Origin of the sequence: Thioclava marina (assembly GCF_002020135.1) — a bacterium.
Taxonomy (GTDB): domain Bacteria; phylum Pseudomonadota; class Alphaproteobacteria; order Rhodobacterales; family Rhodobacteraceae; genus Thioclava; species Thioclava marina.
The window spans coordinates 400,080-424,345 of record NZ_MPZS01000002.1; the positions used below are offsets into that span (position 1 = coordinate 400,080).

General features: G+C 64.2%; 23 protein-coding genes. 11 read left to right on the forward strand and 12 right to left on the reverse strand.

Annotated elements, in window-relative coordinates:
• Window positions 1–26 precede the first annotated feature (26 nt).
• Window positions 27–2,216 carry a 3-hydroxyacyl-CoA dehydrogenase NAD-binding domain-containing protein gene (locus BMG00_RS12180; RefSeq protein ID WP_078574514.1) on the forward strand — a complete coding sequence of 730 codons (2,190 nt, stop codon included), beginning with the start codon at window positions 27–29 and terminating at the stop codon, window positions 2,214–2,216.
• Between the two features lie 207 nt (window positions 2,217–2,423).
• Here the strand turns inward: BMG00_RS12180 and BMG00_RS12185 are convergent, their stop codons facing one another.
• Together BMG00_RS12185 and BMG00_RS12190 are read right to left on the reverse strand one after the other, a co-directional pair.
• Window positions 2,424–3,095 carry a Hint domain-containing protein gene (locus tag BMG00_RS12185; RefSeq protein WP_078530435.1) on the reverse strand — a complete coding sequence of 224 codons (672 nt, stop codon included), beginning with the start codon at window positions 3,093–3,095 and terminating at the stop codon, window positions 2,424–2,426.
• A 183-nt stretch (window positions 3,096–3,278) separates the two neighbouring features.
• Window positions 3,279–3,935 carry a sulfotransferase family 2 domain-containing protein gene (locus tag BMG00_RS12190; protein ID WP_078574515.1) on the reverse strand — a complete coding sequence of 219 codons (657 nt, stop codon included), beginning with the start codon at window positions 3,933–3,935 and terminating at the stop codon, window positions 3,279–3,281.
• A gap of 100 nt (window positions 3,936–4,035) precedes the next feature.
• Here BMG00_RS12190 and BMG00_RS12195 point away from each other — a divergent pair, with 100 nt between their 5' ends.
• The 3 genes from BMG00_RS12195 (at window position 4,036) to BMG00_RS12205 (ending at window position 7,404) form a co-directional block, all read left to right on the forward strand.
• Window positions 4,036–5,664 carry an AMP-binding protein gene (locus BMG00_RS12195; RefSeq protein ID WP_078574516.1) on the forward strand — a complete coding sequence of 543 codons (1,629 nt, stop codon included), beginning with the start codon at window positions 4,036–4,038 and terminating at the stop codon, window positions 5,662–5,664.
• A 217-nt stretch (window positions 5,665–5,881) separates the two neighbouring features.
• The gene (locus BMG00_RS12200; RefSeq protein WP_078530432.1) at window positions 5,882–6,784 is read left to right on the forward strand and encodes an EamA family transporter; all 903 of its coding nucleotides are present in this window, start codon (window positions 5,882–5,884) and stop codon (window positions 6,782–6,784) included.
• Window positions 6,785–6,789: 5 nt separating this feature from the next.
• Entirely contained in the window at window positions 6,790–7,404 is a 615-nt protein-coding gene (locus tag BMG00_RS12205; RefSeq protein ID WP_078530431.1) for an inner membrane-spanning protein YciB, read from the forward strand.
• A 46-nt stretch (window positions 7,405–7,450) separates the two neighbouring features.
• Here the strand turns inward: BMG00_RS12205 and BMG00_RS12210 are convergent, their stop codons facing one another.
• Both BMG00_RS12210 and BMG00_RS12215 read right to left on the reverse strand, forming a co-directional pair.
• The gene (locus BMG00_RS12210; RefSeq protein ID WP_078530430.1) at window positions 7,451–8,140 is read right to left on the reverse strand and encodes a glutathione S-transferase N-terminal domain-containing protein; all 690 of its coding nucleotides are present in this window, start codon (window positions 8,138–8,140) and stop codon (window positions 7,451–7,453) included.
• A gap of 27 nt (window positions 8,141–8,167) precedes the next feature.
• Window positions 8,168–9,085 (reverse strand): alpha/beta fold hydrolase, encoded by a 918-nt coding sequence (locus BMG00_RS12215; RefSeq protein ID WP_078574517.1) that lies wholly within the window; start codon window positions 9,083–9,085, stop codon window positions 8,168–8,170.
• A 233-nt stretch (window positions 9,086–9,318) separates the two neighbouring features.
• On the opposite strand from BMG00_RS12215, the gene BMG00_RS12220 reads away from it, so the two are divergent.
• Together BMG00_RS12220 and folE2 are read left to right on the forward strand one after the other, a co-directional pair.
• Window positions 9,319–10,494, forward strand: a complete 1,176-nt coding sequence (locus BMG00_RS12220; RefSeq protein WP_078574518.1) for an aminotransferase class V-fold PLP-dependent enzyme — start codon at window positions 9,319–9,321, stop codon at window positions 10,492–10,494.
• Window positions 10,495–10,590: 96 nt separating this feature from the next.
• Window positions 10,591–11,685, forward strand: a complete 1,095-nt coding sequence (gene folE2, locus BMG00_RS12225; protein WP_078574519.1) for a GTP cyclohydrolase FolE2 — start codon at window positions 10,591–10,593, stop codon at window positions 11,683–11,685.
• Window positions 11,686–11,793: 108 nt separating this feature from the next.
• On the opposite strand, the gene gltX is transcribed toward folE2, so the two are convergent.
• Window positions 11,794–13,122 (reverse strand): glutamate--tRNA ligase, encoded by a 1,329-nt coding sequence (gene gltX / locus BMG00_RS12230; RefSeq protein WP_078574520.1) that lies wholly within the window; start codon window positions 13,120–13,122, stop codon window positions 11,794–11,796.
• 96 nt (window positions 13,123–13,218) lie between these two features.
• Between gltX and BMG00_RS12235 the strand changes: the two genes are divergently transcribed.
• From BMG00_RS12235 to BMG00_RS12255, 5 genes are all read left to right on the forward strand, one after another.
• Window positions 13,219–13,635, forward strand: coding sequence for a metallopeptidase family protein (locus tag BMG00_RS12235; RefSeq protein WP_078530492.1), 417 nt, complete (start codon window positions 13,219–13,221; stop codon window positions 13,633–13,635).
• A gap of 99 nt (window positions 13,636–13,734) precedes the next feature.
• The gene (locus tag BMG00_RS12240) at window positions 13,735–14,664 is read left to right on the forward strand and encodes an MBL fold metallo-hydrolase (protein WP_078574521.1); all 930 of its coding nucleotides are present in this window, start codon (window positions 13,735–13,737) and stop codon (window positions 14,662–14,664) included.
• Between the two features lie 138 nt (window positions 14,665–14,802).
• Window positions 14,803–15,750 carry a 1-phosphofructokinase family hexose kinase gene (locus tag BMG00_RS12245; protein WP_078530424.1) on the forward strand — a complete coding sequence of 316 codons (948 nt, stop codon included), beginning with the start codon at window positions 14,803–14,805 and terminating at the stop codon, window positions 15,748–15,750.
• Window positions 15,751–15,816: 66 nt separating this feature from the next.
• Window positions 15,817–16,578, forward strand: coding sequence for an imidazole glycerol phosphate synthase subunit HisF (hisF, locus tag BMG00_RS12250; RefSeq protein WP_078530423.1), 762 nt, complete (start codon window positions 15,817–15,819; stop codon window positions 16,576–16,578).
• A complete protein-coding gene (locus tag BMG00_RS12255) occupies window positions 16,575–16,886 on the forward strand; it encodes a phosphoribosyl-ATP diphosphatase (protein WP_078530422.1) in 312 nt (103 codons plus the stop codon). The genes hisF and BMG00_RS12255 overlap by 4 nt, the downstream gene beginning before the upstream one ends.
• A 43-nt stretch (window positions 16,887–16,929) precedes the next feature.
• Here the strand turns inward: BMG00_RS12255 and BMG00_RS12260 are convergent, their stop codons facing one another.
• From BMG00_RS12260 to BMG00_RS12290, 7 genes are read right to left on the reverse strand one after another with little or no spacing between them, the layout of a single operon-like run.
• The gene (locus BMG00_RS12260) at window positions 16,930–17,850 is read right to left on the reverse strand and encodes an XdhC family protein (RefSeq protein WP_078574522.1); all 921 of its coding nucleotides are present in this window, start codon (window positions 17,848–17,850) and stop codon (window positions 16,930–16,932) included.
• Window positions 17,851–17,860: 10 nt separating this feature from the next.
• Entirely contained in the window at window positions 17,861–19,033 is a 1,173-nt protein-coding gene (locus tag BMG00_RS12265) for a M20 aminoacylase family protein (RefSeq protein WP_078574523.1), read from the reverse strand.
• An 11-nt stretch (window positions 19,034–19,044) separates the two neighbouring features.
• Complete coding sequence (locus BMG00_RS12270; protein ID WP_078574524.1) at window positions 19,045–19,635, reverse strand: SRPBCC family protein; 591 nt, start codon at window positions 19,633–19,635, stop codon at window positions 19,045–19,047.
• Window positions 19,635–20,525: an NAD(P)-dependent oxidoreductase gene (locus BMG00_RS12275; RefSeq protein WP_078574525.1), complete on the reverse strand. Its 891-nt coding sequence runs from the start codon at window positions 20,523–20,525 to the stop codon at window positions 19,635–19,637. The genes BMG00_RS12270 and BMG00_RS12275 overlap by 1 nt, the downstream gene beginning before the upstream one ends.
• Window positions 20,525–22,903 (reverse strand): xanthine dehydrogenase family protein molybdopterin-binding subunit, encoded by a 2,379-nt coding sequence (locus BMG00_RS12280; RefSeq protein ID WP_078574526.1) that lies wholly within the window; start codon window positions 22,901–22,903, stop codon window positions 20,525–20,527. The genes BMG00_RS12275 and BMG00_RS12280 overlap by 1 nt, the downstream gene beginning before the upstream one ends.
• Window positions 22,900–23,397 carry a (2Fe-2S)-binding protein gene (locus BMG00_RS12285; RefSeq protein ID WP_078530416.1) on the reverse strand — a complete coding sequence of 166 codons (498 nt, stop codon included), beginning with the start codon at window positions 23,395–23,397 and terminating at the stop codon, window positions 22,900–22,902. Before BMG00_RS12285 ends, BMG00_RS12280 begins: the two co-directional genes overlap by 4 nt.
• Entirely contained in the window at window positions 23,394–24,263 is an 870-nt protein-coding gene (locus BMG00_RS12290) for an FAD binding domain-containing protein (RefSeq protein ID WP_078574527.1), read from the reverse strand. Before BMG00_RS12290 ends, BMG00_RS12285 begins: the two co-directional genes overlap by 4 nt.
• Window positions 24,264–24,266: the final 3 nt, after the last annotated feature.

The following is a 24,266-nucleotide window of genomic DNA, read 5'->3' on the forward strand; positions in this document are numbered from 1 at the left end:
CGCGGCAGGCACGCGGAGGAGAGAAAATGGCTGATTTCACTTATGAACTTGGCGCCGATGGCGTCGCCGTCATCACTTGGGACGTTCCCGAAAAGTCGATGAACGTGATGAGCATGGAGGGCTTCGCGCTCCTCGATAGCTTCATCGACAAGGCGCTGGCAGATGACGCCGTCAAGGGCGTGGTCATCACCAGCGGAAAGCCCGATTTCGCGGGCGGCATGGACCTCAACGTCATTGCCGAGATGCGCAAAGGCGGCGCGCAGGCGATCTTCGACGGCGTGATGCAGATGCACCATGTCCTGCGCAAGATCGAACGCGCCGGCATGGACCCCAAGACCAACAAGGGTGGCAAGCCGATCGCGACGGCGATCCCCGGCACCGCGCTTGGCATCGGTCTGGAACTGCCGCTGTCCACGCACCGAATCTTTGCCGCTGACAACCCCAAGGCGAAGATAGGCCTCCCCGAGATCATGGTCGGCATCTTCCCCGGCGGCGGTGGCACGACGCGCCTTGCGCGCAAGCTCGGCGCGATGGTCGCGGCGCCCTTCCTGCTCGAAGGCAAGCTCTCGGATCCGAAGAAGGCGAAAGCCGCGGGCCTGATCGACGAGGTCGTCGAAGACCCGCTCGCGGCCGCGAAAGAGTGGGTGCTGAACGCCAAGGATGCCGATCTGGTGAAACCGTGGGATGCCAAGGGCTACAAGATGCCCGGCGGCGCGCCCTATCACCCGGCAGGCTTCATGACCTTCGTGGGCGCTTCCGCAATGGTGCATGGCAAGACCAATGGCGTCTATCCGGCGGCCAAGGCGCTGCTGTCGGCGGTCTATGAAGGCGCGCTCGTACCCTTCGATCAGGCGATCAAGATCGAGGCGCGCTGGTTCACCAACGTTCTGATGAACCCCTCCTCGACCGCGATGATCCGTTCGCTCTTCATCAACAAGGGCGCGCTGGAGAAAGGCGCGAACCGCCCCGAGGTGCCCGATCAGCGGGTGAAGAAGGTCGGCATCCTCGGCGCGGGCATGATGGGCGCGGGCATTGCCTATGTCTCGGCCAAGGCTGGCATCGAGGTCGTCCTGATCGACAACACGCAAGAGGCGGCCGATCGCGGGAAGTCCTATTCCGAGGGCATCCTCGACAAGGGCATCTCGCGCAAGAAGGTCACCGAGGAAGGCAAGGCGAAGGTGCTGGGCCTGATCAACGCGACCACCGATTACGCCGCCCTTGAGGGCTGCGACCTGATCGTGGAAGCGGTGTTCGAAGATCCGGGTGTGAAGGCCGAGGTCACCAAGAAGGCCGAGGCGATCATTCCCGATACGGCGATCTTCGCCACCAACACCTCGACCCTGCCGATCACCGAACTGGCCAAGGCCAGCGCGCGCCCCGAGCAGTTCATCGGCATCCACTTCTTCTCGCCCGTCGACAAGATGATGCTGGTCGAGATCATCAAGGGCGCGCAGACCGGTCCGGTCGCCGTGGCGAAAGCGCTCGATTTCGTGCGCCAGATCCGCAAGACGCCGATCGTGGTGAACGACGCGCGCTTCTTCTACGCCAACCGCTGCATCATCCCCTATATCAACGAAGGCATCCGCATGGTCGCCGAAGGGGTGAACCCGACGCTGGTGGAGCATGCCGCGACGATGGTCGGCATGCCGCTGGGGCCCCTGCAACTGGTCGACGAGACCTCGATCGATCTGGGCGTGAAGATCGCCAAGGCCACGAAGGCGGCGATGGGCGATGCCTATCCCGATGGCGCGGTCGATGACGTGCTGTTCTGGATGGCCGACAAGGGCCGGATGGGCCGCAAGTCGAACGCGGGCTTCTACGACTATGATGACAAGGGCAAGCGTCAGGGCCTCTGGGAAGGTCTCAACGCGCAATACCCGCGCGCCGACGAGCAGCCGGACGTGCATCACGTCCAGCATCGTTTGCTGATGGCGCAGGTGCTGGAAGCCGTGCGCGCCTTCGAGCAAGGCGTGTTGGAAGACATTCGCGAGGGTGACGTGGGGGCGATCCTCGGCTGGGGCTTTGCGCCCTGGTCCGGCGGCCCGTTCGCCTGGCTCGACATCATCGGCGCGGGCAAGGCCGTCGAGATCTGCGAAGCTCTCACCGCCCAATATGGCGCGCGCTTCGAGACCCCGGCGCTGCTGCGCGACATCGCGGCCAAGGGCGACAGCTTCTACGCACGCTTCGGCGAGGGTCAGGCCGCGCAAGCCGCCTGAGCCCAATACATGATGGTCCGCGCGGGGAGACGGTTCCCTACCGCCGTGCGGGTCTAATCGAGGCGCCGGGGTCGCAAGACCCCGGCGTTCTCGTTTTCGGACATCGGTGAAATGGCTGGCCCGCCGCGTCAAAGAGAAACACCGCGACCAGAAGGTCACGGCGCGCTGTATCTCTGACTGTCCTGGGACTTCAGACGCCTCGCGCGCTCACTCGGCCGCGCAGGCGTAGGCGTGGGCGGTTTGATCTTCGTCGATGAGTCCCGCCACGATCGAACGCGCCATCTCGAGCGGCAGCGTCTCGTAGCTCGGCATTTCCTCGTCGAAGAGAGTGGCAATCCCGCCCGTATGGACGGAGGCGCAATGGACCATGCCCGCGCCGTTGGCGTAGATCACCTGATCGTGCTCGAACTCCAGCACGACCACTTCGACGCGCTGATGCGGCGTGATGCGGTCGATGCCACGATAGCCCTCAAGCGCGGCTGCCGGGATCAGCGCGAAGGGGTCGCCAAAGAGCGCCTCGGCCATGTCGCTTTCGACCAGCACGGGCTGTTCGGGCAGCAGCAGCATCGGCGTCTTGTTTCCCAGAGCACCGACCGGCACCGCGAGCGGCTTGAGCTGCGACGGGCAGGCGCGGCCGCTGATCCAGAGCTGCGAGCGCTTCACCGCTGCGACCGGGAGCAGACCGTGATCGAAGGTCATCACCATGTCGCCAGCTGCGATCGCCTCGACCGGACGCCATCCCATCTGGGTCGCGATCTGCGTTCCCGCCACGATCCCTTCCGCCGGTCCGAACTCGGAAAGCTCAGCATCGAGAATCTCCGCCATGCGCAACCCATGGGCGATTTTCTCCTCCCAAGCCTTGGCGGTTTTGCGAAACATGTGCGTCTTCCTTCTGAAAGGCCTGCGGGGCCACGTTTCTCCGTAATCACTACTCGAAATGATTCTCGCGCAATTTCGGGGGCCAAAAAGTGGCGCAAAAGTGGCAAACCTAACTTTTAGACAGTATTCGACCTCACGAGCCCGTGATCGGAACGTGAGGCCATCGCAATTCGCAAAACGCGATTACGAAAGTGAGAAAGTATAGCCAAATCGGGCGATATCGCCTTTGCACAGACGAAAAATCAGCTCTGCATCAGAATCAGAGTAGTAAATTCGCCAGTCGCGATCACGCCGGGAGACGTTGCAGCGCGCGAAGGGGGTCACCGCAAATCCCAAATGTGTCTCCAAAAGGGCGGCGTCTTCGACCTGATTCTCGACGCGGATGAACAGGTCACAGCACTCCTCGCCCCCAGGGAGAGTCACGTAACCCGCATAAGGCGAGTTCGCGAGCGAAGCCTGCGTCAGCGGCTGCCCCAGAAAACCCGAGAAGTCATGCGCCTTCGCCATCCCGACCGCAGGGTGATCGAACCTCTGCTCGCGCAGCCAGTGGTAATAACTCACCACCCGGTCCCAGGGGTTGCGCACAAGCGTGAAGGTAAAGAACGCCCGCGCCTCCTGCTCGGAATAGAGCCCCAGCCCGTCGGCCAGTGTCGAATGCTTCCACAGCCGTCCCGCCGTCTCGACCCCTTCAAGCCGCCGCTTGCGTCGGCGCGCCTTGGGGGTATCGCCCACGAGCATATCCTCTGCCATCGCCCGCTTTTCGAGCGCCAGCGCCAGCGCCGTGCCACCGGTTTTCGGGATATGGACGAAGATGAAGCGACGGCCGCGCGAAAGGATCATGCGCGGGAGACTAGCGCCCGCGAAAGTTTGCGCAATCCCTCTTCCCTTTCCCCACGCATCCCACGAATATGCGCCTCGAATTGAGACGGAGGAGGTTTTCATGGGTTGGCTGGCCGACGAAACGGGTCTGGAAAAATGCGCGGCGAATTTCGTGCCGCTCACGCCACTGTCGCATCTCAACCGCGCGCTGGAAGTCTTCCCCGAGCGCACCGCGCTCGTCTACGGCAAGACCCAGCTGAGCTATGTCGACTACCACGCCCGCGTGAGCCAGCTCGCCTCTGCCCTCAAGGCACGCGGCGTCAATCCCGGTGACGTGGTCGCCACCATCCTGCCCAACACCCAGCCCCAGGTGGAGGCGCATTTCGGCGTGCCCGCCTGCGGCGCGATCCTGAACGCGATCAACACCCGCCTCGATGTCGACACCATCGCCTATATCTTCGAGCATGGCGGCGCGAAGATCGTGCTGTGCGACACCGCTTTCCTGCCGCTCGCCGAAGAGGCGGTGAAGAAGATGAAGGGCGCTGCCCCGCAGATCGTCGAAGTGGCCGATCCGCAGCACGGGTTCGACCCGACCGGGCATTATCTCGAATATGAAGAGCTCGTGGCCGAAGGCGATCCGATGTTTTCCTGGATCATGCCCGAGGACGAATGGGAGAGCATCGCGCTCAACTACACCTCCGGGACCACGGGGCGGCCCAAGGGCGTCGTCTATCACCATCGCGGGGCCTATCTGTCGACGCAGGCGAATGCGATCTCGTGGCGGATGCAGCTCTATCCGGTGCTGCTGACCATCGTGCCGCTCTTCCATTGCAACAGCTGGACCCATGGCTGGATGATCCCGATGATGGGCGGCACGGTCGTTTGCTGCCGCGATGTGACGGCGAAGGCGATCTATGACGCCATCGCCGATCATGGCGTCACCCATTTCGGCGGCGCTCCGATCGTGCTCAACACGATCATCAACGCCAAGGAAGAACACCGCCGCCCCTTCGACCATATCGTCGAAGTCTTCACCGCCGGCGCGCCCCCTCCCGCCTCGACGCTCGCCGCGATCGAACCGCTGGGCTTCAACGTGACACAGGTCTACGGCCTGACCGAGACCTACGGGCCCGCGGTCGAATGCACCTGGAAACCGTCCTGGCAGGACAGCAAGGGCGAGGAGCGTGCCGATCTCAAGGCCCGCACCGGGGTGTCGATGCCGATGCTCGAGAAGGTCACCGTGCATGACCACGGCAAGGAGGTCGCCCGCGATGCCCAGCATCTCGGCGAGATCGTCTTCCGCGGCAACATGGTGATGAAAGGCTATTACAAGAACCCGCAGGCGACCCGCGAGGCCTTCGAGGGCGGCGTGTTCCACTCCGGCGACATCGCCTTCATGCATCCCGACGGCTACATCAAGATCACCGACCGCGCGAAGGACATCATCATCTCGGGCGGCGAGAACGTCTCCTCGGTCGAGGTCGAGGGCGTGATCGCGGCGCATCCCAGCGTCTCGCTGGCCTCGGTGGTCGCGAAACCCGACGAGAAATGGGGCGAAGTGCCCTGCGCCTTCGTCGAGCTGAAAGAAGGCGCGGAGGCGACCGAAGACGAGATCATCAAGTTCTGCCGCGAGCGGCTCGCGGGCTTCAAGACGCCCAAGCGCGTGATCTTCTCGGATCTGCCCAAGACCTCGACCGGCAAGATCCAGAAATTCGAGCTGCGTGCCGTGGCGAAACTCCTCGATCAGTAAGGGGGCGCCGCCCCCGCCGCGCAAGCGCGGCTCCCCCGGGATATTTCGGGCAGTTGGAAAAAAATACGTGGTCTCACCTTCCAACCGCCCCAAATATCCCGGGGGTGAATGGCCGTGAGGCCAGAGGGGGGCGACGCCCTCTCTTCGCGCAATGATTGTCGCCAGCCGGCGACGGCGGAGGCAGTACCCCCTGCCCCGCCACCAGAAGGATTGCACTTTGAGCGACTGGATCATTTCCGTTGCCGGGACCGAGACCGGCAAAAATCTCGCGCTCGGCCTCGCGCTTCTCGCGGCCTTCCTGCACGCGCTCTTTGGCGCCTTGCAGAAGGGTCGGCACGATCCCTGGCTCAGCCGGGCTGCGATCGACGCGAGTTACGGCATCATCGCGGCACCCTTTGCGCTCTTCGTCGTGCCATGGCCCGAGCCTTTCATGTGGCCGATCTTCGTGGGCGTGTTCTTCATCCATGTCGGCTACAAGCTGTTGCAGGCGATGAGCTATTCGCGTGGAGCCTACACCGTCGTCTATCCGGTGGTGCGCGGCACGGGGCCGCTCTTTGCGGTGATCGGCGCCGGGATCATTTTCGGCGAGCATTTCACGCTGGGGCAATGGGCGGGCGTTGCGGTGTTGCTCGCGGGGATCTACGGGCTGGCACTTTACAACCTGCGCACCATCACCGTCGATCGCGAGACGATGGTGCCCGCCTTGATGCTGGCTGTGGCGACCGGGGCTTTCGTGGCGCTCTATACCACCTATGACGCCTACGGGATCCGCGCGACCGCCGATCCGTTCACCTTCCTTGCGTGGTTCTTCTTCATTGATGGCTGGTTCATGCCGATCCTAACCGCCCGGCGCTGGACGAAATTGCCCAGTTCGGAGATCGTGCCCTTGATGAAAAGGGGTGTTATTGGCGCAATCGTCGCCTATTTCTCCTTCGGTGCGATCATGCTGGCGACGCGGCTCGACAAGGTGGGCGAAGCCGCGGTGCTGCGCGAGACCTCGACGGTCTTCGCCGCCCTCATCGCCTGGCTCGTTCTGGGCGAGAAGGTAGGGCCGCGGCGTACCGCGTTGATGGGATTGATCGCCGTGGGTGCGGTGATCGTGGAAATGGCAGGACAATAGGGCAGATGGCAGAGAAGAAGATTTCCCCCTGGGTGAAGGCAGGCCTCGACTGGGGGCCGCTGATCGTGTTTTTCATCGCCTTCAACCGGCTCAAGGATGGCAGCTACGAGATCCTCGGGCGGGATTATTCCGGCTTCGTCGTTGCGACCGCCTTGTTCATCCCGCTCATCGCGTTTTCCACGCTGGTGCTGTGGCGACTGACGGGCAAGCTCTCGGCGATGCAGATCGCGACGCTGGTGCTCGTTCTGGTCTTCGGCGGGCTCTCGGTCTGGCTCAACGATCCGACCTTCTTCAAGATGAAGCCCACGATCATCTACCTGCTTTTTGCCGGCATCCTCGGGGCCGGGCTATTGCGAGGCAAGGCCTGGTTGCAGCTGGTAATGGAACAGGCGCTCCCGATGGAGCATGAGGGCTGGATGATCCTGACCAAGCGCTTCGTCGGGCTATTCCTCGCGCTCGCGGTGGCCAACGAGATCGTCTGGCGCACGATGTCGGACGAGATCTGGGTCGATTTCAAGACCTTCGGCCTGCCGATCATCCTGATCGGCTTCATCATGGCGCAGGCGAAGCTCTTCGAGAAATACGGGATCGACAAGGCCGAAGAGGACGGGGTGGAGTAGCCACCCGCCCCACCCTCTCCTGACCGCCCCTGAAAGGGCTCGTCGCTCAGCGCTTGAAGAGCACCTTCTGCGCCTCTTTCGATTGCGTCCCGCCACGACGATCCGCGGCCAGCGCCCGGCCCTTCTGCACCGCGGGACGCGCGGACAATTCATCGAGCCAGCGCTTCAGGTTCGGTTTGTCCTCCAGCGTCTGCTCCTGGCCTTCCCAGAGCGAGGCCCAGCCCCAGGCCGCCATGTCCGCGATCGAATAGAAATCACCGGCCAGGTAACGGGTCTCGGCCAGCTTCCGGTCCATCACACCGTAGAGGCGGCCGGTCTCGGTGCGGTAGCGATCCTTGGCGTAAGGCAGATCCTGCGGCGGATCGAGATTGGGAGCGTATTTCAGGAAGTGATGCGCCTGCCCCGCCATCGGACCAAGCCCGCCCACCTGCCAGAACAGCCATTCCTCGACCGCGATCCGTTCGCGTTCGGTCTCGCCGTAGAACTGGCCCGTCTTGCGCGCGAGATATTGCAGGATCGCGCCGCTCTCGAAGATCGAGATCGGCGCGCCGTCTGGCCCCTCCGGGTCCACGATCGCGGGCATTCGGTTATTGGGCGAGATCTTGAGAAACTCGGGTTTGAACTGGTCGCCCGCGCCGATGTCGATCAGATGGGTCTGATAAGCCAGCCCCATCTCTTCCAGCGCGATCGAGATTTTCCAGCCATTCGGCGTCGGCCAATAGTAAAGATCGATCATGGTCCCTCCGCAGTTGCGTGTCGGGGATCAATCTGCACCGCGCTGGAGCGAAGGCAAGGCGAAGCGCGCTGTGCGTCTGCGCGCGAAAAGCCGTGACCAGCGCGGGGCCTGAGCCTTGGGCAGCGCCTCGGCGAGGAAAGGCAGCGGTAGCCGCTCTGGCTGGCGCAGCACCTGCCGATAGAGGTCGAACAGCCCCGCACGCATGTAGCAGGAGAAATGGCAGATGCGTTTCTCCGGCGCTGCGACGGGGTAGCCCAGATCCTCCAGCACCGCCATCACCTCGGGCGCGTCGATCTGGAGATCGAGCCAGTTGCGGCGCGGTGAGGACAGACCATTGCCAAGGCTTTTCTCGCGCCCGCGCGCCACCCCCAGTTCGAAAAGAAAATCGAACAGGTCGTTCTCGCGGCTGGTGACGTTGAGCACCTCGCAACTGCGCCCGGCGGGACTGTCCATAGCCTCCTCAGCGCGGCGCTGGAACTCGGCTGCGGCGAGCAGCACCATTCGCGCGACCTGCCCGGCATGGGCATGACGCAAGGCCCGCAGAGCCACCCGGCAGCCCATGGAGTGGGCGATGATCCCGACGGGTCGCCCGGACGCCGCATGAAGTGCTCCGATCAGCCGGGCCAGACGCTGTGCGGCGATCTCGGCCATGTCGTAGATCCGGGTCAGCCGGCCGGTCGACTGCCACGAAAATGCGACACCCAGCCCCTCGCCGGGGTTGGAACCCGCAAAGCCGAGCGCGCGCGGCCAGCTGACCGCGGTGTGCAGGTGATAGTTGGGATCGAGCGAGAGGATATGGTCATGCGGATCGCGCCCCTCGACCCCGGCCGCATAGCCGTAGCCGTGGATCATGATCACGATCGGCGCGTCTTCGGGCAGGGCCGCGGCCCGCGCGATCACCTCGGCGGGGAGTTCGGTGCTGGCTTGGACCTCGATGAGCGGCATGACAGAACTCGGATTTCGGGTTTGCGCGGATGCGCTTGGGAGAACTGAATAGCCAACGCAGTTTTCTTTCTCCGGGTTCCCACGGCCTTAACCCCCCGAACGCACAGGGATCTGTGCGAACGGGCATCGAAGCGACCACCCTGCGCGATAAACGGATCCGCTATGCGTTGACCCTGTCTCGCACCCGCGTTATCGCAACGGCAAGCCGCGACAGAGAGCCGCAGGAGGCATCCATGACCGAGCGCAAGATCCGCACGAAACTTGTCCATGACGGCATTCGCCGCAGCCAGTATGGCGAGATGGCCGAGGCGCTGTTTCTGACGCAGGGGTTCGTCTACCCTTCGGCAGAGGCCGCCGAGGCGCGTTTCCTCTCGTCGGGCGATGACGAATTCATCTATGCGCGCTACGGCAACCCCACGACCCGGATGTTCGAAGACCGCATGGCCGCCATCGAAGGCACCGAGGACGCGTTTGCCTGCGCCTCCGGCATGGCCGCGATCAACGGCGCACTGACCTGTCTGGTGAAAGCCGGCGATCACATCGTGGCCGCGCGGCAGATGTTCGGCTCGTGCCTGCATGTGCTCAAGGTGCTGGAAGGATTCGGCGTGGATGTCACGCTGGTCGACGGCACCCAGCTCGACGAATGGCGCGCCGCCATGCTCCCCGAGACGAAGATCTGCTTCTTCGAGAGCGTCTCGAACCCCGGGCTGGAAGTGATCGACATCGCGGGCGTGGCCAAGATCGCCCATGAGGGCGGCGCCAGCGTCGTGGTGGACAACGCCTTCGCCTCGCCGATCTTCTCGCGCGCGGTCGAACTCGGCGCCGATGTCATTGTCTATTCCGCGACCAAGCATATCGACGGCGGCGGGCGTGTGCTGGGCGGCGTGGTCTGCGGCACCAAGGAGTTCATCCGCGGACCGCTGGAAATGTATGTGAAACACACCGGCGGCGCGATGAGCCCGTTTCACGCCTGGGTGCTGCTGAACGGCTTGCAGACGCTCGACCTGCGCGTGCGCGCGCAGGCAGGAAACGCGGCGGCGGTCGCGGCGGCGGTCGCGGGCCATGAGAAACTCGCGCGCACCGTCTATCCAGGACTGATGGATCACCCGCAGCACGGGCTCGCCATGGATCAGATGGGCTCGGGCGGCACGATGATCGCGCTGGATCTGGCGGACGGCAAGGAGGCGGCGTTCCGGTTCCTCAACGCGCTACAGATCGTGTCGATCTCGAACAACCTCGGCGACGCGAAATCCATCGCCACCCATCCGGCGACGACGACGCACAAGAACCTCTCGGACGAGGACCGCGCCGCGATCAAGATCACGCCCGGTCTGGTGCGGATCTCGATGGGAATCGAGGATGGTTCGGACCTCGTCGCAGATATCAAACAGGCGCTCGAGGCGGTCTGATCCGGTGAACCGATTACCGCATTTGCACGTATTTCCTTGGACAACGCCCCTATAACGCCCATATCTGGCGGGACCGGGCAGACCGGAGGACAGGATATGAACGTGCAAGGCAGGATCGAGACCCCGGATAATGACGAGGCCCGCGCGGCGCTCGAAACCTTGCGCGCATGGGCCGCCAAGGCCGATCCGGTCGAGGTGGCGCAGCTCGATCCGGCGATCGCGCGGTTGCTGCCGGGGCACGCATTGTCGAACTATCCCGATCTGAGCCGCGTCTATGACGCGCAATTCTCCGTCGACGACAGCTACAAGGCTTCGCTGCCCGATCTGCAAAACGGCCCCGCCTCGCTGATCGTGGGCGCGAACACCCGGATCGAGCATGTCGGGATCTCGAATTTCCGCCTTCCGGTGCGGTTCAAGACCCGCGACAATGGCGATCTGACGCTGGAAACCTCGGTCACCGGCACGGTCAGCCTCGAGGCAGACAAGAAGGGCATCAACATGAGCCGCGTGATGCGCAGCTTCTATGCCCATGCCGAAAAGAGCTTTTCCTTCGAGGTGATGGAAGCCGCCCTCGACGACTACAAGGACGATCTTGACAGCTTCGATGCGCGACTGATGATGCGCGTCTCCTTCCCGGTGAAGCGGCCTTCGCTGCGCTCCGGGCTTGAGGGTTGGCAATATTACGACATCGCGCTGGAACTGATCGAGGTCGCGGGAGAGCGCTGCAAGGTGATCCATCTCGATTACGTCTATTCCTCGACCTGCCCGTGTTCGCTTGAGCTGTCCGAGCATGCGCGTTCCATGCGCGGCCAGCTTGCGACGCCCCATTCGCAGCGTTCCGTCGCGCGGATCTCGGCGGTGGTGGAGCCGGGCAAATGTCTCTGGTTCGAGGATCTCATCGACCTCGCCCGCGCCGCCGTGCCCACTGAAACGCAAGTGATGGTCAAGCGCGAGGACGAGCAGGCCTTTGCCGAGCTCAACGCCGCGAACCCGATTTTCGTCGAGGATGCGGTGCGCGCCTTCGCCGAGCGCCTTCTGGCCGAACCGCGTATCGGTGACTTCCGCATCGTCGCCAGCCATCAGGAGAGCCTGCATAGCCATGACGCAGTGGCGGTGCTGACCGAAGGCCCGACCTTCGCAAGCGCCAGCCTCGATCCGAAGCTGTTCGCGACGTTGATCCATCAGGGCTGAAGCGCGGGATGAATTGAAAAGGGCGGCTCCGCTGGGAGACCGCCCTTTTTTCAATCCTGATCGGATCGCGCCGCCCACCCCGAGGGGTGCAGGCCATCTGCGCCCGCCTCAGCCCTTCGCGCGCACCTTGTGCAAAAGCGGCATCAGCTCGCCCATGTCAGGGCCGTGATCCATGCCCGTCACGGCCTTGCGCAGCGGCATGAAAAGCCCCTTGCCCTTGCGCCCCGTCGCCTCCTTCACCGCCGAAGTCCAATCCTTCCAGGTGGTCTCGGTGTAAGGCGCGTCGGGCAGCATCGTCATGGCCTGCGCAATGAACTCGCGATCCTCATCCGCAATCGCGGGCTCGGCCCCGTTCAGGCACAGATCGGCCCAGCCTGCCAGATCGTCGAGCTTGTCGATGTTCTGCGAGGCCACGGCCCAGAAGCGTTCGCGCTGATCCTCGGGGATGCCCAGCGCCGCAATCCGGTCGGCCACTGCCGAGAACGGCAGGTGCTGGTTGCGCGCGCGGGTCAGCGGGATCAGGTCGTTGCGATCGAACTTGGTCGGCGCCGAGCCGAACTGGCTCAACTCGAACCCGTCGGCCAGCTCGTCGATCGACATCTTCAGCTCGATCGGCTGGCTCGAACCCAGACGCGCCATCATCGACAAAAGTGCCTCGGGCGCGATCCCTTCGGCGCGCAGATCGCGGATCGAGAGCGCGCCGAGGCGTTTCGACAGCTCCTCGCCATGCGGGCCGGTCAACAGCGAATGGTGCGCGAAGGCCGGGACCTTACCGCCGATCGCCTCGATGATCTGGATCTGGGTTGCGGTGTTGGTGACGTGATCGCCGCCGCGCACGATATGGGTGATGCCCATATCCGCATCGTCCACCGGAGAGGCGAAAGTGTAGAGCACCTGCCCAGAGGCCTTGATCAGCACCGGGTCGGACACCGAGGCCGCGTCGATCGACAGATCGCCGAGGATGCCGTCGGTCCACTCGATCCGCTCGAGTTCGAGCTTGAAGCGCCAGTAGCCTTCCTTGCCCTCGGCGCGCAGCGCCTCTTTCTCGGCCTCGCTCAGATGCATCGACGCGCGGTCATAGACCGGCGGTTTGCCCATGTTGAGCTGCTTCTTGCGCTTGAGGTCCAATTCGGTCGGGCTCTCGAAGCATTCGTAGAGCTTGCCGTCCGCTTTCAACTGCTCGGCTACCTCGGCGTAACGCTCGAGACGCAACGACTGGCGTTCCTCGCGATCCCACTCGATGCCGAGCCATTCGAGATCCTGCTTCAGCGCGTCGATATACTCCTGCTTCGAGCGTTCCTGGTCGGTATCGTCGAGGCGCAGGATGAATGTGCCGCCGGTCTTGCGGGCGATCAGGTAGTTCATCAGCGCGGTGCGCAGGTTGCCGACATGGATATAGCCGGTGGGCGACGGGGCGAAACGGGTAACGGTGGTCATCTGGGCAAACTCCTGTTGGGCCTGCTCTTTCACACAGCGGCCCGTTTGTCCATATGAGGGGCTATGCGAGAGGTGCAGGACGGCTTGGAGAAAGCGATGAGCGAGACCGACGACTGGCGTGATGTGATGGCCCCGGGCATCGAGGAAATCGAGGCTCTGGCCGAGGCTGCGCGCGCCGCCCTTCCCGAAGCGTTTGCGAAGGCCGCCGAGGGCGTCGCGATCCGTGTGGAGGATTTCGCCTCCGAAGAGATGCTCGCCGAACTCGGGATCGAAGATCCTTTCGAGTTGACCGGTCTTTATGACGGCGTGCCCCTGACCGAGAAATCCGTGATGGACCCGGGCGGACATGCGGATGTGATCTGGCTCTTCCGCCGCCCGATCCTCGACGAATGGGTTTCGCGGGGCAATGAGAGCCTCGGCACGTTGGTCACCCACATCTTCGTGCACGAACTCGCCCATCACCTCGGCTGGTCGGATGACGACATTTCTTCGATCGACCGCTGGTGGGAGTGAACCATCTCACGCTCACGCACGTTCACATATCGGTAGAAGCAGCGCTTTGCGCTAGACTTCGGAACTGGGAGTTTATCCACCATGACAGGGAGAATTGAGATGACGAGGAGTTTGATGACCCGCCGTGCCGCGCTCAAGACCGCAGCGATCCTGCCCGCAGCCCCCGCGATCCTGACCGGCACGCGCGCTGCCGCCCAGAGCACCGAGTCCCCGCCCGCGATCCCGCTTTATCGTCGGATGCAGCTTGGCGACATGACCGTCACGACCCTGCTTGCCGGCACCCGCGAACTCGAGAACCCGCAGACCATCTTCGGCATGAACGCAAGCCCCGAAGATTTTGCGGAAGTCTCGCAGAATGCCTTCATCCCGCATGACAAATCGCTGAATTTCTTCACCCCCACGCTGGTCGAGACCGGCTCGGAAAAGATCCTCTTCGACACCGGCCTCATGCCTGCCGGTATCACCGCCGCGCTCGCCGCTGCGGGCCATTCGCCCGACGAGATCACGACCGTCGTCATCACCCACATGCATGGCGACCATATCGGCGGGCTGATGGGCGACGGTGGCGAGACCTTCGCCAATGCCAAATATGTGACCGGCCAGGTCGAATTCGATCACTGGTCGAACGCGGGCAACGAGACTTTCGAGGCCAAGGTGCGCCCGCTGGCCGAGAAGATCACCTTCCTCAAGGGCGGCGATTCGGTCGTGTCGGGCATTTCCGCTGTCGACGCCTTCGGTCATACGCCGGGTCATATGGCGTTCCGGCTCGAGTCTGGCGGCAAGGGTCTGATGCTCGCTGCCGACACCACCAACCACTATGTCTGGTCGCTCCAGAAACCCGATTGGGAAGTGAAATACGACATGGACAAGGAAGCGGCGGCCGCCACCCGCAAATCGCTTCTGGGCATGGTGGCGGCGGATCGGCTGGCCTTCATCGGCTACCACATGCCCTTCCCCGGCGTCGGCCATCTCGAGGCCACGGGCGACGGGTTCCATTTCCACCCGATGACCTATCAGCTCAATCTCTGAGCGGGGCGCATACGCCCCGGGTAGGCGCGCCGTGCGGCATTCGCGCGGCGCGCCTCTCCATTCGCAACCGCATCTGTACCCTTGATCGCAGGCGCACAGCTGCGATGATCCGGGTGCAACAAAGCTGCGGAGCGCGCGATGACCTCGATCCTGACGATCACGCTGAACCCGACCGTCGATCTCTCGATCGAGGCAGACACGGTGACGCCGGAGCGCAAGCTGCGCTGCACCCGGCCGCTGACGGATCCGGGAGGTGGTGGCCTCAATGTCAGCCGAGCGATCTCTTCGCTCGGGGGCAACTCCACCGCCTTCGTCGCGCTCGGCGGAACGACCGGTGACAAGGTGATGCGGCTACTGGCCGAAGCTGGGATCGGTCTCTTTCCCTTCCCCGCACCGGGCGAGACCCGGATGAGCCTCACCGCAACCGATCAAACCACGGGCGAGCAATACCGGTTCGTGATGCCGGGGCCGGACTGGGGCCCGGCTGACGTCAACAAAGCCCTCAGCCGCATCGCAAGGGCCGCGCCCGAAGGCGGGATCGTGGTTCTCTCGGGCAGCCAGCCACCCGGCGTGCCCGACGACTTCCCCGCAAGACTTGCGACGCGGATCTCGCGCACCCGCGCACAGCTCTTTCTCGATACCTCCGGCAAGGCGCTGCACAACCTGTTGAGCGCCGAGGCCAAGCCCGCCGACGTGCTGCGCATGGACGAACTGGAGGCCGAGGAACTGGCCGGGCGCACCTTGCCCGAGCGCACCGACAGCGCGGATTTCGCGCAGGAACTGGTGACGCGCGGCCTCGCCCATGCAGTGATCCTGGCGCGCGGCGCGGATGGTAACGTTCTGGCCACCCGCGAGGGGCGCTGGTTTGCCAAGGCCGCCCCGGTCAAGGTCGTCTCGAAAGTTGGTGCGGGGGACAGTTTCGTGGCCGCGTTCACGCTCGCGCTCGCACGCGGCAAATCGCTCCCCGAGGCGCTGCGTCATGGAGCCGCTGGCGCGTCGGCCGCAGTCACCACGCCCGCGACGGATCTCTGCTCTTCGGCGATGGTGCGCAAACTGCTGCCCCAATGCCCTGTCGAGGCACTCTGAGTGCTGTGCGTTCCCTCTTTGCCTTCGGCCGGCTGCGCGCTATGAAGGCGCCAAAGGAGCCCGCCCATGCTGAAGACCCGCATCATCCCCTGCCTTGACGTGGCCGATGGCCGCGTGGTCAAGGGCGTGAACTTCGTCAACCTGATCGACGCGGGCGACCCGGTCGAGGCCGCGAAAGCCTATGACGCGGCGGGCGCCGACGAGTTGTGCTTCCTCGACATTCACGCAACGCATGAAAACCGCGGCACGATGTTCGATCTGGTGACCCGCACCGCCGAGCAATGCTTCATGCCCCTCACCGTTGGCGGCGGCGTCCGCAGCCACGAGGATGTGCGCGCGCTGCTGCTGGCCGGGGCCGACAAGGTGTCGTTCAACTCGGCCGCCGTGGCGGATCCCAACGTGATCGCCGAGGCCGCAGATCGTTTCGGGTCGCAATGCATCGTCTGCGCGATCGACGCCAAGACCGTGGAGCCGGGCCGCTGGGAGATCTTCACCCATGGCGGGCGCAAATCCACCGGCATCGACGCGGTCGAATTCGCCCGCACGGTGACCGCGAAAGGCGCGGGCGAGATCCTTCTGACCTCGATGGATCGCGACGGCACGCGGGCAGGTTTCAACCTCGAACTGACGAAAGCGATTTCGGACGCGGTAGACGTGCCCGTGATCGCGAGCGGGGGCGTTGGCAATCTCGAACATCTGGTGGAAGGCGTGACCAAGGGCGGGGCGTCAGCCGTGCTCGCGGCCTCGATCTTCCATTTCGGCGAATTCACGATCCGCGAAGCCAAGGAATACATGGCCGCCGCGGGCATCCCGATGAGGCTGCAATGAGCATTCTGGAGCAACTCGCGGCGACCATCGAAGCCCGTAAGGGTGCCGACCCGGAAACCTCCTGGACGGCCAAGCTTCTTGCCAAGGGGCCGGAGAAATGCGCCGAGAAATTCGGCGAGGAAGCGGTGGAAGCGATCATCGCGGCCGCGAAGAACGACAGGGAGAACCTGACTTACGAGGCGGCGGATGTGCTCTATCACCTGCTGGTGATGCTGGCTGCGCGCGACATTCCCCTTGCCGAGGTTCTCGCCGAACTGGAGCGCCGCGAAGGCACGTCGGGCATCGCCGAGAAAGCATCGCGTGGATAAGGAGCACCGCCCCTAAAGCCCGCTTGCTCTATTCAGGTAAAATTCAGGGATGGCTCTCCGCCTGAGCCAAGACCTCGGCAAGCACCGATACAGCCAGCAGTCGCGGCTCTCGCGCAGACCGGATCAACCCGATCGGTCCGTGAACCCGCGCGCGCGTCGCGGCAGCTAGACCACGAGCCTGCAAACCTTCCTGCCGTCGGGTCTGGGTGCGCACACTCCCCTGCGCCCCGATGTAGAAAGCCTGGGTCGCGAGCACCCCCTCGAGGATACCCAGCTCCCAATCGTGATCGTGGAATAGCAAGATCACGGCGGTGCGCGCGTCGATAGCAGCCTCTGGCGGAACTCCTGTACGGTTCAGTTGACGTACAGTGCAGCCGGCAGCCTTGGCATTGACGAAGGTGGCATCTTCCGGCGTGAAAAGAAGATGCGGCGCACCGGTGGCGCGCACGAGATCCGCGAAAAACACCGCTTCGGCCCCTGCGCCGAAGATCACGAAGCGTGGCTCGGGGCGAAACGCGATGCGAAACCCGTCGGGTTTCCCGGACGCCGCGCCCTCCTCCGTAAAACGCAGATCGCCGGAAGCGCTCAGCCATAGCGCTGTCTCTTCGCGGCGGGCGCGACGTGCCGCGAGTTCACCCAGCAACTCCCGGTCAGGTGCCGGGATCACGGTCACCTCGAGTGCTCCGCCGCAGGGCAGCTTCAGATCGAAAAAGGGCGAGCCCACGCCGTAGCGCAGCTTGCGAACCTTCCCGTCGAGGAGCGCCGCTCGCGCATGTTCGGCCACATCTTCCTCGATACAGCCAGCACTGAGCGCGCCGATGCGCCGACCGTCATGCAAGATCGCCATCGCAGTTCCGGCATTTCGATAGGCCGGACCTTCGATCCCCGAAATCACCGCAATCGCGCCGGGCGCTTCCGTCTGTGAAAGCTCCTGCCAGGGATCTTGCGCGGCGGGATGGGTCATGGACGCCCCGTCATTCGTTCGCTCCGATCAGGGCACGCCGCGCGACCTCGACGAAGAATTGCACACCAAGCGGAAGGATCTCGTCGTTGAAATCATAGTGCGGGCTGTGGAGGTTGCGCCCGCCCTCGGCCGATCCATTCCCGATCCAGCCGTAAGCACCGGGAACCTTTTCCAAAAGGAAAGCGAAATCCTCGCTCGCCATGCTCGGCGCGTAATCGGTTTGCACCGCATCGCGCCCCACAATCGCCTCCGCCGCGCGGCGCGCAGTCTCGGCCGCCTCGGGGGAGTTGATCGTTGCCGGGTAGCGCCGCTGATAGGTTAGCTCGGCCGAGGCGTGGAATGCCTCAGCGATCATTTCGGCACGGCGCGTCATCTCGGCCTGAACGAAATCGCGCGTCGCGGGCCGCAACGTGCGCACGGTGCCGCGCAGGATCACCTCATCGGGGATGACATTGAGCGTGTGGCCCGCATGGATTTGCGTCACCGAAATCACCGCCGCGTCGGTCGGATCCACGGCGCGGCTGACGATGGTCTGCCAGGCCATCTGCAATTGCGCCGCGAGCGTGATCGGGTCGATCCCCTCATGCGGCATCGCACCATGCGATCCCCTGCCCATCACCTTCAGTTCGAACGTATCGAAAGCGGCCATGACGGGGCCTGCACGCATTGCGATCCTGCCCGCCTCCAGCCCCGGCCAGTTATGCAGCGCATACGTGCTGTCGAGAGGGAATTGTTCGAGCAGGCCATCCTCGATCATCACCCGCGCTCCGCCTTCGTTTTCCTCGGCGGGCTGGAAGATGAATACGACTGTCCCCGGCCCGGGCGGATCGGCCGCCATCACCTGCGCGGCCCCGAGCAGCATCGTTGTATGCCCGTCATGGCCACAGGCATGCATTTTGCCGGGAGTTTCCGAGGCATAGTCGGCCCCGGTCAATTCCGCTATCGGCAGCGCATCGATATCAGCGCGCAGACCGACACTTGGCCCCTCGCCATTGCGCAGAATGCCTATTACCCCGGTGCCGGCCAACCCCTCATGCACCTCAAGTCCGAAAGCCCGCAAGTGGGTGGCGATGAAGGCGGCGGTCTCATGCTCCTCGAACGCCAGCTCGGGACGGCGATGCAGCGCGCGCCGCCACTCGACAAGCTGGTTTTCCATCGCCTTGATCGCCGGGGAGATATTCATCGCGCGTCCTTTCAACCGAAGAGCCAGCAGATCCCGAGACCAAGACCGAGACCGACCAGAAGCCATGCGACACGGTCGATCAGCGGGATATGCCCCGCTGCGGCAGCGGCCATCGCGCCCGGCCGAGCAGAGCCCTCACGGGCAGGAGTCTCTGACTCGGCCTCTCCGGTCACGACCCGCGAGAAGGCATTGAAGAAATCCTCAGCATTCTTGCGTGCGACGCCCTGTATCAACCGTCCGCCAACCGCCGCGAGCTTACCGCCCACCTCGACATCGGCGATGTAGGACAACCGCGTGCCGTCGCCCTCGGGAGAGAGCCTGATTTCCGCGCCCCCTTTGGCAAAGCCCGCAGGCCCGCCCTGCCCGCGTCCGGTGATCCGGTAGGACACGGGCGGGACCAGATCGGACAGCTCGACCTTGCCGCGAAAGCTTGCCGCAACCGGCCCAACCCGTGCGACGACTGTCGCGGTATATTCGGCCTCACCTGTCTGCTCCATCGCCTCGCAGCCCGGTATCGCGCGGCGCAAGACCTCCGGATCGTTGAGCCCGCGCCATACCGTTTCAGGATCCGCCGGGATCAGGTGATCGCCCTCGAACTGCATCAACCCGCCTCCGAGTGGATCGCGTTATATGCACGGTAGAGCGCTTGCGTGCCCTCTTCACCGAACCCATCGTCCTTGAGCTTGAGATACAGGCTCCGCGCGAGAGCGAGGCCCGGCAGATCGAGACCAAGTCTTTCGGTCTCATCCAGCGCGATGGTCATGTCCTTGACGAAGTGGTGAATGAAGAAACCGGGAGCGAAATCCTCTTCTACCATTTTCGGCCCGAGCCCGTTGAGCAGAAAGCTCGATGCCGCCCCGGTTCCGATAACCTTCAGAACCTGCGCAGGATCCAAACCGGCGGCACGGGCGTAGCTGACGCTTTCGGCCACCGCGAGCATGGTCGAGGCGATCGCGATCTGGTTCGCCATCTTGGTGTGCTGGCCTGCACCTGCCTTGCCCATCAGCGCGATATTCGCCCCCATCACTTCCAGCACCGGCAACACACGATCGAAGGTGCGTTTGTCGCCCCCCACCATGATCGCGAGCTTTCCCGCTTTCGCGCCGACATCGCCACCCGAAACCGGGGCATCTAGGGCCGCAACACCGCTCAAGAGACCCGATTGCGCGATCCGCGCGGCGAGGGCCGGACTCGAGGTGGTCATGTCGATCAGCACGGATCCCGGCCGCGCGCTGGCGAGGATCCCGCCATCCGCGAGATAGACCTGTTCGACATCGGCAGGGTAGCCCACGATCGTGATCGTGATGTCGCTGGCCGCGGCAACCGCACCGGGGCTGTCACACCACTGAGCGCCCCGTGCCACCAGATCGTCGCCCTTGGCGCGGGTGCGATTGTAGATATTGAGCGGGTAGCCCGCAGCGAGGATGTGCCCCGCCATGTGGTGCCCCATGATTCCGAGGCCAATGAAGCCGACAGTGGGTTTCTGTTCCATCACAGCTGGGTCCTTTTCGCTGGGCTGGTCGCTGCCTCTTGCAGGAGCGCACAAATGGATTGAGGGGTCAGCGGAAGACGCTCGATCGTCATTCCGTGGGGGGCGAGCGCATCGCTCACCGCATTGGCGATCACACCGATCGCGCCCATCACTCCGCCTTCGGCCATGCCCTTGATCCCGGCAGGCGTGCGTTGGTTCGGAGTGTGGTGATGCAGGATCTCGAATTCGGGCAATTCATTCGGGGAGGCCACGAGATAATCGGCGAGCGTCGCCGAAAGGTTCTGCCCGGCGCCGTCATAGATCACCTGTTCGAGCAGCGCGCCGCTCAGCCCCATCGCGATCGCGCCCTGCTGTTGGCCGCGCACGACGATCGGATTGAGAACGGTGCCGCAATCCTCGGCCACGATATAGCGGTCGATCGAGATCGCACCCGTTTGCGGATCGACCTCCACTTCGCAGGCATGGGTCGAATTCGAATAGGTCATCGCTGGCGGGTCATAGCTATGCGAGAAATCGAGCCCCGGCGCGACACCCTCTGGCAGCGCCAGCGGGTCGAGATAGGCACGCCGCGCGATATCCGTCAGAGCAAGCCCGGTTTTCTGCCAATCCTCACCGATCATTCGCTCGATGTGCCCCGCGCGCATCCGCAGCCCGCCAGCATCGTTGAGATCAAGCATCGAAGCCGCGATCGCGAGCACCCGCTCGCGCGCCTTGAGCGCGCACAGATAGAGCGTCCCGCCCCCGGCAGTGGCGCCGCGACCGCCGCGGCTGCCCATGCCGTAGGGCGCGATGTCCGTGTTGCCCATGTGGACCGTGACGTCTTCCGAGCGCACTCCGAGTCCTTCGGCCACGGCCTGCGCAAGCGGACTCTCGTAGCCCTGCCCCGTGCCCATCAGCCCGACGGAGGCATTGACCGCCCCGCTGGGTTCGATCCGCACCCACGCAGCCTCGTGCCCCGATCCCGGGATGCCGGCGGATTTGTAGAATTCCGATCCATAGGTCGTGCTTTCGATCACGGTGCACAGCCCGAGCCCCAGATACCTCCCCTCGGACCGCGCCCGCGCTTGCCGCTCACGGAACGCCGCGACATCGATTGCGGCAACGGCGGTTTCAAGCGTTTCCTTCGGGGTGACATCTTCAAGGACTTCGCCCGTCGGCATCGTGTAGGGCAGGTCCCCCGGGCCAAGCGCGTTGATACGGCGCACTTCAACCGGGTCGAGGCCGAGCTCGCGGGCAATCGCGTCGATCGTGCCTTCCATCACCCAGCTCGTGACCGCCATCGGCGCACGCATAGGACCGGCGCCGCATTTGTTCGTCAGGGCGACGCGAACCTCATAGGCATAATCCTGGATGCGGTACGGGCCGGTCATGATGAGCGCGATGACCCGCGCCATGTAATTGGCCGGGTAGAAGCAATAGCCTCCGAAATCCTCGTCGATCTCGAGTTCCAGCCCGAGGATCTTACCCGTTTCGCTGACCGCGGCGCGTGTGCGACACTCGTATTCGCGCGCATGGGCGGCGGCCATCAGGTTTTCCATCCGATCCTCGCGCCAACGCAGCGGGTGGCGGAGATGACGCGAGAGAGCCGCCACAGCGAGTTCCTCGCGGTAAAGCGCGATCTTCTGACCGAACGCGCCGCCGACATCGGGGCTCATCACCGTGACCTGGCTTTCGGAGAGGCCCAGCCGCGCGGCGAGCTGGCTGCGCAGCGGGTGCGGAACCTGATTGCCGATATGCATATTCAGATGCGCTCGGCCGTCGTCCCAATCGGCAACGCAGCCGCGCGTCTCGAGGGGGGCATGCGTGTGGCGGTGGAGGGCGAAACGCGCCGAGACCACGCGATGGGCCTCTGCCCGCCGTGCTGCGGGATCGCCGACACACAGACTTTGGTGCGAGACCATGTTGCTGGACAAGGTTTCATCGACCAGCACGGCATCGGGCGCAAAGGCCTCTTCGATCGAGGTCACGGCCGGGATTTGTTCATAGTCGACAACGACACATTCGGCCGCATCCTCGGCGAGGTAGCGATCTGTCGCGACCACACAGGCCACGGGATCGCCATGAAACCGCACCTTGTCGATCGGCAGCGTCGTGAGCTCGGTCGGCTGCAACCCCTCGATCGGCGGAGCGAGGCGCAGCCGCGTCGTCCACTGATCGAGATCGCGTCCGGTGAATACACCCATGACGCCCGGCATTGCAGCGGCTTCAACGCTGTCGATCCCGAGGATGCGAGCATGGGCATGCGGCGAACGCACAAAGCTCACATGCAGCGCGCCAGGAAAGGCGAGGTCGTCGAGATAGCGGCCGCGGCCAGTGACGAGACGGCGGTCTTCCTTGCGCGGCAGGGCGCGACCGATCTCGGTGAAGGCGTCGCTCATGCCGCCTCTCCCCGCATCCGCGCGGCAGCCTTCAGCACTGCAGCCACGATATTCTGATAGCCCGTGCAGCGGCACAGATTCCCCGACAATACGTCACGCACTTCATCTGCGGTCGGGGCCGGGTTCTCGCGCAGGTAGTGTTCGAAGGTCATCACGATGCCGGGTGTGCAAAAACCGCATTGCAGCCCGTGTTCCTCATGCAGAGCCTGCTGCAGGACCGAGAGAGCATCGGGCCGCCCTACAGCCTCGATCGTGGTAATATCGTGACCTTCCATCTGGGCTGCGAAGGTCAGGCAGGCGCGTGCCGGACGCCCGTCGATCAGCACGGTACACGCACCGCAGACGCCGTGCTCGCAACCAACATGGGTGCCCGTCAGGCCGAGATCCTCGCGCAGAACATCCGACAGCAGCTTGCGCGCGGGCACCTGCAAATCATAGGTCTGGCCATTCACGCTCAGCGACAGGGTCAGGGGCTCAGGTTTGTGAGCGTTCATGCGCCCTCCTCCCGGTTCAGAGCGGACTGGAACGCCCGAATGACAAGCGTTTCGGCCAGCCTCCGGCGATAGCTTGCGGGCACCTGCGCGCTGTCCTCTGGCGCAATCGCCGAGGCAGTTGCCGCAGCGAGCTCGCGAATGGTGTCTTCATCTGCCGGCCTGCCCTGCGCGCGCGCCTCGATCTCGGGCAAGCGCAGCGGGACGGTATCGACGCCACCGAGACCGAGCCTCAGCGCATCGATCTTGCCGTCCGCATCCTGCGCGAAGTTCAACGCAACGCTCACGATCGCGAAATCCCCATGGCGGCGCGAGAAATGTTCGAAGGCCCAAAAACCGCCAACAGGCAGCGGAAAGCGAAGGGCGGTGATGAGTTCGCCATCGCGCAGATCGACTGTCATGATCGATTGCAGGAAATCGGCCGCAACGACGTTTCGAGTGCCCTGCAGACCCGCGATCACCAGCGACGCGCCGAGGGTCACCGCAATCAGCGGCAATTGGGCCGCCGGGTCCGCATGGGCGAGACTGCCGCCGATCGTTCCGCGCTGCCGGATGGCGTAGTGCCCGATGGATGCGGCGGCGGCACTCAGAAGAGGAAGGCTGCGGCGCAATTCCGGCGCATTCGCCACGCGGTGATGGCGCGTCAGTGCGCCGATCTCGACCATGTCATCGCTCACCCGGACGCTGTCGAGCTCGATCAAGTCGTTGAGATCGACGAGATGGTCCGGCCGCGCCAGCCGCATGTTCAGCATCGGACCGAGGCTTTGCCCCCCGGCGAGCGACTTCGCGGAAGACCCGTGCGTGCGCAAAAGCGCCAAAGCCTCTGCAAGACTCGCGGGCCGGTGGTAGGTGAATTGGGCCGGTTTCATCGC

Coding starts and splice junctions, on each gene's coding strand:
- BMG00_RS12240 (WP_078574521.1), top strand. CDS start 13,735: ATGACGAGGAGTTTGATGACCCGCCGTGCCGCGCTCAAGACCGCAGCG.
- BMG00_RS12190 (WP_078574515.1), bottom strand. CDS start 3,935: ATGATCCTTTCGCGCGGCCGTCGCTTCATCTTCGTCCATATCCCGAAA.
- BMG00_RS12185 (WP_078530435.1), bottom strand. CDS start 3,095: ATGTTTCGCAAAACCGCCAAGGCTTGGGAGGAGAAAATCGCCCATGGG.
- BMG00_RS12255 (WP_078530422.1), top strand. CDS start 16,575: ATGAGCATTCTGGAGCAACTCGCGGCGACCATCGAAGCCCGTAAGGGT.
- BMG00_RS12210 (WP_078530430.1), bottom strand. CDS start 8,140: ATGATCGATCTTTACTATTGGCCGACGCCGAATGGCTGGAAAATCTCG.
- BMG00_RS12290 (WP_078574527.1), bottom strand. CDS start 24,263: ATGAAACCGGCCCAATTCACCTACCACCGGCCCGCGAGTCTTGCAGAG.
- BMG00_RS12260 (WP_078574522.1), bottom strand. CDS start 17,850: ATGACCCATCCCGCCGCGCAAGATCCCTGGCAGGAGCTTTCACAGACG.
- BMG00_RS12265 (WP_078574523.1), bottom strand. CDS start 19,033: ATGAATATCTCCCCGGCGATCAAGGCGATGGAAAACCAGCTTGTCGAG.
- BMG00_RS12275 (WP_078574525.1), bottom strand. CDS start 20,525: ATGGAACAGAAACCCACTGTCGGCTTCATTGGCCTCGGAATCATGGGG.
- BMG00_RS12205 (WP_078530431.1), top strand. CDS start 6,790: ATGGCAGAGAAGAAGATTTCCCCCTGGGTGAAGGCAGGCCTCGACTGG.
- BMG00_RS12215 (WP_078574517.1), bottom strand. CDS start 9,085: ATGCCGCTCATCGAGGTCCAAGCCAGCACCGAACTCCCCGCCGAGGTG.
- BMG00_RS12285 (WP_078530416.1), bottom strand. CDS start 23,397: ATGAACGCTCACAAACCTGAGCCCCTGACCCTGTCGCTGAGCGTGAAT.
- folE2 (WP_078574519.1), top strand. CDS start 10,591: ATGAACGTGCAAGGCAGGATCGAGACCCCGGATAATGACGAGGCCCGC.
- BMG00_RS12195 (WP_078574516.1), top strand. CDS start 4,036: ATGGGTTGGCTGGCCGACGAAACGGGTCTGGAAAAATGCGCGGCGAAT.
- BMG00_RS12220 (WP_078574518.1), top strand. CDS start 9,319: ATGACCGAGCGCAAGATCCGCACGAAACTTGTCCATGACGGCATTCGC.
- BMG00_RS12270 (WP_078574524.1), bottom strand. CDS start 19,635: ATGCAGTTCGAGGGCGATCACCTGATCCCGGCGGATCCTGAAACGGTA.
- BMG00_RS12245 (WP_078530424.1), top strand. CDS start 14,803: ATGACCTCGATCCTGACGATCACGCTGAACCCGACCGTCGATCTCTCG.
- BMG00_RS12235 (WP_078530492.1), top strand. CDS start 13,219: ATGAGCGAGACCGACGACTGGCGTGATGTGATGGCCCCGGGCATCGAG.
- gltX (WP_078574520.1), bottom strand. CDS start 13,122: ATGACCACCGTTACCCGTTTCGCCCCGTCGCCCACCGGCTATATCCAT.
- hisF (WP_078530423.1), top strand. CDS start 15,817: ATGCTGAAGACCCGCATCATCCCCTGCCTTGACGTGGCCGATGGCCGC.
- BMG00_RS12180 (WP_078574514.1), top strand. CDS start 27: ATGGCTGATTTCACTTATGAACTTGGCGCCGATGGCGTCGCCGTCATC.
- BMG00_RS12280 (WP_078574526.1), bottom strand. CDS start 22,903: ATGAGCGACGCCTTCACCGAGATCGGTCGCGCCCTGCCGCGCAAGGAA.